Genomic DNA, 2,318 nt, shown 5'->3' with positions numbered 1-2,318 from the left:
TGGCCTTCTTTTTAATGGGACAAGGACAGGTATCGGTCCTTCCGCATTCAGCATAGGGCCTGATGGGAAGCAAGATGGCACTGGCCCTTTGCAGGATGAAGATGAGTTTCCTCTTGTCGAGGTTTCGTAAGAAACTCCAAATTTTGTTCATAGACGCTCCTTTCTTTATGCGATTTTACGGATGACTAAGGTAATCATGCCGTTATCATTCAATTCCATATAGGTCCGATAAGGGCTTCCGGACGCAATTTCAGACTCCCGAGTACTCATGCAGTTCATGATATCGAGGCAGTTTCGCTGGGCCGTCGCCTCGCTAATATGGGGAAAGAACTGGCGGGCAAATTCCAGCACATGGGGACTCATGGCGCCATATTCCTTGGGCCTGCTTTCACGAATCCGCTCGATGGTCTCCGTCACGCGCCGTTTCGTTTCCGGGCTCATGGTCATAGAAACCGGTGTAGCCTCGTAGACGCGGCGGTTCGTCTCCCTTTTCATCTGCTGCCATTCGGCAACGATCTCGGAAATGGACGGCGAAAATTTATGCGAAGAAACAAGTCGGTTAGCCAAGGTTTTGGCCTGAGTCACCGATATGTCGGAGCCCAGATTGTCCTTCAGCGTCTCGACGAAAATGTGGTTTATATTCTGGTTCTCCCCGTAACACGCCGTCAATATACCCATCAAAGTTCGCATAGCCATTATACTTATCTTCCTTTCGTTTGCCGCGCATCGGTCGTCCGTTGCTGTTCTTCAAAATGGCGGCGATGTAGTTGATATTATTGACCTTGTTTTCGTGAGCCATCTCAATGGCCGTACAAGTGGGCTCACTGCCCCACATGTTTTCCAAGGTAATCAATCGATGGGCAAAATCGCCCTGCATGGGCCCAAAAAGGTTCTGATACGTCTGGACCGAGGCATAACCCTTTGCCGCCTTCGGCGTCGTCACAGCTTCTCCTGGGAGCATTTCCGGAGCTGTTTCATGACAGGTCTCTTCCTCGGATACAGATTTTGCTTCAACGCCGTGTTCGGCTTCATCTGATTCAGCTACGATAGATTCCACCGATACGGACTCGACGGGATTACCATGGGAAGGTTCGAGAATGTCTTCGCCGGAAGTGCCGACGACATCCGTATTTTCTTCCTGAAAGCTTTCTTGTTGAGCTTCTTGAGCCATACGCCGCCTCTCACGATAGCGGCGAACCCGTTCATTAGTCTGCTCCCTTCGCTTCTCATCGCGATGAAAACTTTGCAGTTCTTCCCAGATGACGATGCGAATCAAGCCTTTTTCGTCGCGTTCAATAAGGTCGACCTGTTCCAATGCACGCAACCCATTTTCAATAAAAGGCTGGCGGCGATGCAGGCTCTTGGCAATGAGCTGCGTCGTAAGGGGCTCGGTCTCGGACACGTAAATCTTACCGTCGTCATTGACCATGCCTGCCATATCCTTTAAGAAGAACCAAAGCACGATATACGAATCGCCGTTGGGAAGATTCATCAAATAAAGGATACGGGGATCTAAAAAGAGCCCAACTTTCGTTTTCAGCCATTGTAACTTTTTCATTGCCAGCACCTCATTTTTTTCTTCTCGGGGAATGTCTTTCGAAATTACCCTCCTATCTAAGTAAGACAAAAAAAAGGCCAATCGTCTAACTTTTTTTTCAAACTTTTTACCCAAAATCGCTATTTTCCAATTTTTTTCTTTCGTTTTTTTTCGTATTTCAGCCGGTTTTACATCTTTTCCTATTTATACATTCTAAGTGATAATTTTTGCATTCAAAAACTTAAAGTTTTCTGAACTTTCAAAAAATCGTAAACTAATACATTTGTCTTTCATGAAAATACAAAAAAAGTCCCTTTCCGGAAAAAATCACTCCCCAAAAGGAACTTCACAAAAGACAAAAAAGAATCCAAAAGCCTCAAAAAAATGATCTCATTAAAACAAATCTCAACACATCAAATCCAATCTACAAAATAAAAAATCTATCCGGCATAACTTTAATTGCTCTCAAATATTTCATCATCTTTTGTCTCAGATTATTTTATCTTTTCTTGTCTTATGTATATTGTCTTATCTATTCTCCTCTTATCTCTTCTCTTTCTTTTCTTATACGTAACGCGTTACATCACGAACTCTATGACGCCCACCAACTAGTTATAAACCGCATCATTAAGACTTTTTACGCAATAATAGAATTCAAACATATCGAGGTATTATCCAATAATTATTGCTAAAGAATGAAAAGAAACTGTTCTTATTGATTGAAGAAAACATAATCGATACCTAATTAGGTACAAATCAAAACCACCAGTTTAACTGGTGG

At 43.4% G+C, this 2,318-nt stretch carries 2 protein-coding genes; both read right to left on the bottom strand.

From position 1 onward, the window contains the following. Positions 1 to 165 precede the first annotated feature (165 nt). A complete protein-coding gene (locus HMPREF3201_RS11660) occupies positions 166 to 567 on the bottom strand; it encodes a hypothetical protein (RefSeq protein ID WP_197408271.1) in 402 nt (133 codons plus the stop codon). Further along, entirely contained in the window at positions 560 to 1,558 is a 999-nt protein-coding gene (locus HMPREF3201_RS11655) for a phage replisome organizer N-terminal domain-containing protein (RefSeq protein ID WP_062412461.1), read from the bottom strand. The genes HMPREF3201_RS11660 and HMPREF3201_RS11655 overlap by 8 nt, the downstream gene beginning before the upstream one ends. Positions 1,559 to 2,318 lie beyond the last annotated feature (760 nt).

It is taken from the genome of Megasphaera sp. MJR8396C (assembly GCF_001546855.1).
Lineage (GTDB): Bacteria > Bacillota > Negativicutes > Veillonellales > Megasphaeraceae > Megasphaera.
Note: the sequence above shows the minus strand (reverse complement) of the source record. Positions and strands in the feature narration are given on the sequence as shown.

Bases quoted from the DNA above. Each gene is read 5' to 3' on its own strand.
- HMPREF3201_RS11655 (WP_062412461.1), bottom strand. From the start codon at position 1,558: ATGAAAAAGTTACAATGGCTGAAAACGAAAGTTGGGCTCTTTTTAGAT.